A 3404-nucleotide genomic window follows, 5' to 3' on the forward strand; every position below is an offset into this window, starting at 1 on the left:
ATGCAGTATTGCCTTAGAAGGGAGGTGAGTCTATGCTCATAACAATCTTCGTATCAGTTGTCGCTCCAATAGTGGTTGGAGTAATCCTTGAGCTGGTCAAGGACTGGTTAAAAACCGACGTAAGCGCCATTAATCCACATTCGCTCAGTTTCGCAGAACCGGGCGTTTTTTGTACAAAAAAACTGAGGAATTCGCAGTTCCTCAGTTCCTATTGTGAGATACCACTCCCACAAATCTTCGTTAACTAAATTATAACATTTCAATAGTCTTTGTCAATAGCTTGATTTTTTGCTTTTATAAATCTTCGTTTTTGAGTCGCAATACTGATACCAGTTTTTCGCTCAATCATCTTGTAAGTCATTCCTTGCTGTTTTAACTCATAAGCAAATTGAATTTGTTCTTCGGTAAATTTTTGAGGACGCCCTTCCCTAAAACTTGGATCATGAAGCTTAGCAAAATGTTTTCCTTCCTGAGTCCTGGTTACAATAAGGTCTCGTTCAAACTGCGCAAAAGCACTGAAGATGGTAAAAATCAGCTGACCAGTAGGTGTATTATCAATAAGACCAATATTTAATATATGAACCTTAATTCCTCTATTAAATAACGATTGAACAATTTCTAAAACTTCTCTAGTGTTCCTGGCTAATCGGTCTAACTTTGTCACAATTAAAGTGTCACCATCCTTTAACTTTTTAAATACTAGATTAAATTGTGGACGTTCGACATTAGTTCCAGTAAATTTTTCTTGGAAAACTTCTTCTGCTCCTGCTTCTTTCAGAACTTCAATTTGGGATTCTAATTTCTGTTCAAAGGTACTGACACGTGCATACCCAATTTTCATATTTTGACCTCTATTAATAACCCTAAGTTGTGAGTGATGTTATCCTTAAATCTTAGAGTCACTATTGTATAATTTAGACAAAGGACAAAAACATGCAAAAACGCTACTCAAAAGAATTTAAAGAAACCCTTATCGCCTTCTATCATTCTGGTCAATCCGTCACCCAGCTGTCTAAAGAATACGACGTGGCCCCTGCAACAATTTATAAATGGATAGACCTCTACTCTAAATCTAATGAAAGCTCCGTCTCTAAAGCTGATTTTCTAGAATTAAAAAGACAACTGGCTAAAGTTAAGGAAGAACGAGACATCTTAAAAAAAGTATTGACCATATTCGCCGAGAAAAAGAAGTGAGTGCTGCGGATATGGCTCAAACCATACAAACTTTAGCACTCAATGTCAGACTAAGCTGTCAACTCCTTGATGTTCCTGAATCAAGTTATTATGAACGGATTAACCGACATCCATCTAAAACTCAATTAAGGAGACAATACCTGTCACTCAAAATTTCTCAACTCTTCAATGCTAACCGAGGAATCTATGGTGCTACTAAAATTCATCATCTTCTACTTAAACAAGGGGAAAAAGTCGGGTTAAAACTGGTACAGAAGCTAATGAAACAACTTCAACTCAAGTCTGTAGTCATTAAGAAATTTAAGCCTGGATACTCACTAAGTGATCACATCAATCGAAAAAATCTTATACAGACTGAACCTACAAAGAAAAATAAGGTTTGGTCAACCGACATTACTTATATTCCTACTCAACAAGGATGGGGTTATCTCTCAACCATTATGGATCGTTATACTAAAAAAGTCATTGCTTGGGATTTGGGCAAGCGAATGACTGTAGAATTAGTGCAAAGAACTTTAAATAAGGCCATTAAATCACAAGACTATCCAGAAGCTGTTATTCTTCATTCTGACCAAGGAAGCCAGTATACGAGTCTAGAGTATGAAGAGTTGCTTAAGTATTATGGGATGACTCACTCTTTCAGTCGAAGGGGATACCCTTATCATAATACCAGTCTTGAATCTTGGCATGGACATTTAAAAAGAGAGTGGGTGTATCAATTTAAATATAAGAACTTTGAAGAAGCCTATCAGAGTATTTTCTGGTACATCGAAGCCTTTTATAATTCAAAACGAATCCATCAAAGTTTAGGGTATCTTACACCTAATCAATTTGAAAAGGTAAGTGCTTAAAATAAATAGATTAAAATTCTACGTTTGTTACTCTAAAAACTTGACTTAACGTCATCAATAAAGAATATAAAAAACTAAAGAATAAAAAGTCCAAAACAGAGCAACATGAAAAATAAAACAATAATAAAAGCAGTTTTTAGTATGATTACTGCTTTTATTATTTCCTCCAAAACTGTTGTTTTACCTTCATTTCCCGTAATGTTCAGAAAATTCATGAAGATATCCAAAATGATAATTTTTTGCAAATATACAGAAAAAGCAGTATACTTTTATTAAGTCTATTTAGAAAGATTTCATTGAGGTAAATATGGAAAGTGAAAATATTTTGGAAGCAAAACAAGTGAGTGTTGCCTTTCGGATTGCTGGTAAATTTCAAAAAGCAATTTATGATATTGATTTAAGTCTTAGACGTGGTGAAGTTTTAGCCATTGTTGGGGAATCAGGTTCTGGGAAATCAACTTTGGCAACTGCTGTTATGGGATTACACAACCCAAATCAAACTCAAATTACAGGCTCCATGTTATTGGATGAGGAAGAAGTGATTGGTAAAACGGGTGACTCCATGGCAAATATTCGAGGAAGTAAAGTTGGAATGATTTTTCAAAATCCACTCACTGCGCTTAATCCATTGATGAAAATTGGGCAGCAAATCAAGGAAATGCTGGCCGTGCATGATGTTTATCCAGAAAATCAGTATGAAAGTAGAATCTTTCAACTTTTAGAACAAGTAGGAATTCCAAATCCTAAAAGAGTCGTTAATCAATTTCCCCACCAACTTTCAGGCGGGATGAGACAAAGAGTAATGATTGCAATAGCCATTGCCAATGACCCAGATTTGATTATTGCTGATGAGCCAACGACTGCTTTAGACGTTACCATTCAAGCTCAGATTTTAGACTTGATTTTAGAAATACAAAAGAAGAAGAATGCTGGGGTTATTCTAATTACTCATGATTTAGGGGTTGTTGCTGAAGTTGCTGATACAGTGGCGGTGATGTATGCCGGACAACTCGTCGAAAAAGCTTCTGTTGAAGAGCTTTTTCAAAATCCCAAACATCCATACACCCGGTCACTTTTGCGTTCAAATCCATCTGCCGAAACAGTTTCGGATGATTTATATGTGATTCCAGGGTCTGTGCCTTCTCTGTCAGAAATTGAGTATGACAAAGATTTATTTCTCGCTCGAGTGCCTTGGATGAAAGAAGAAGCTCAAAAAGTAATTTCGGAAAAAATGACTGAAATTTCTTCAAATCATTTTGTTCGAGGTCAGGCTTGGAAAAAATTTGAATTTCCAGATCAAAAATTGAAAGGGGGTAAAAAGTGAGCGAAATTCTTAATTTAAAGGACTTAAAAGTTTAT

Annotated in this window: 4 protein-coding genes; 3 read left to right on the forward strand and 1 reads right to left on the reverse strand. The window is 35.5% G+C overall.

Going from position 1 to position 3404, the window contains the following annotated elements; all coding sequences use genetic code 11:
- The first annotated feature begins 32 nt into the window (after positions 1-32).
- Complete coding sequence (locus ABZX02_RS43700; RefSeq protein ID WP_355307931.1) at positions 33-248, forward strand: type I toxin-antitoxin system Fst family toxin; 216 nt, start codon at positions 33-35, stop codon at positions 246-248.
- Positions 249-259: 11 nt separating this feature from the next.
- On the opposite strand, the gene ABZX02_RS43705 is transcribed toward ABZX02_RS43700, so the two are convergent.
- Entirely contained in the window at positions 260-841 is a 582-nt protein-coding gene (locus ABZX02_RS43705) for a recombinase family protein (RefSeq protein ID WP_003131722.1), read from the reverse strand.
- A 92-nt stretch (positions 842-933) separates the two neighbouring features.
- On the opposite strand from ABZX02_RS43705, the gene ABZX02_RS43710 reads away from it, so the two are divergent.
- Both ABZX02_RS43710 and oppD read left to right on the forward strand, forming a co-directional pair.
- A protein-coding gene (locus tag ABZX02_RS43710) for an IS3-like element IS981 family transposase (RefSeq protein WP_355307933.1) occupies positions 934-2045 on the forward strand; the annotation gives its coding sequence in 2 pieces (ribosomal slippage) (positions 934-1150 and positions 1150-2045; 1113 coding nt in all).
- A 307-nt stretch (positions 2046-2352) separates the two neighbouring features.
- Complete coding sequence (gene oppD / locus ABZX02_RS43715) at positions 2353-3369, forward strand: murein tripeptide/oligopeptide ABC transporter ATP-binding protein OppD (protein ID WP_355307935.1); 1017 nt, start codon at positions 2353-2355, stop codon at positions 3367-3369.
- Positions 3370-3404 lie beyond the last annotated feature (35 nt).

The organism is Lentzea sp. NPDC003310, from assembly GCF_040610935.1.
Lineage (GTDB): Bacteria > Actinomycetota > Actinomycetes > Mycobacteriales > Pseudonocardiaceae > Lentzea.

Excerpts from the sequence above, each read along its gene's own strand:
- ABZX02_RS43700 (WP_355307931.1), top strand. The coding sequence starts at position 33 with ATGCTCATAACAATCTTCGTATCAGTTGTCGCTCCAATAGTGGTTGGA.
- oppD (WP_355307935.1), top strand. The coding sequence starts at position 2,353 with ATGGAAAGTGAAAATATTTTGGAAGCAAAACAAGTGAGTGTTGCCTTT.
- ABZX02_RS43705 (WP_003131722.1), bottom strand. The coding sequence starts at position 841 with ATGAAAATTGGGTATGCACGTGTCAGTACCTTTGAACAGAAATTAGAA.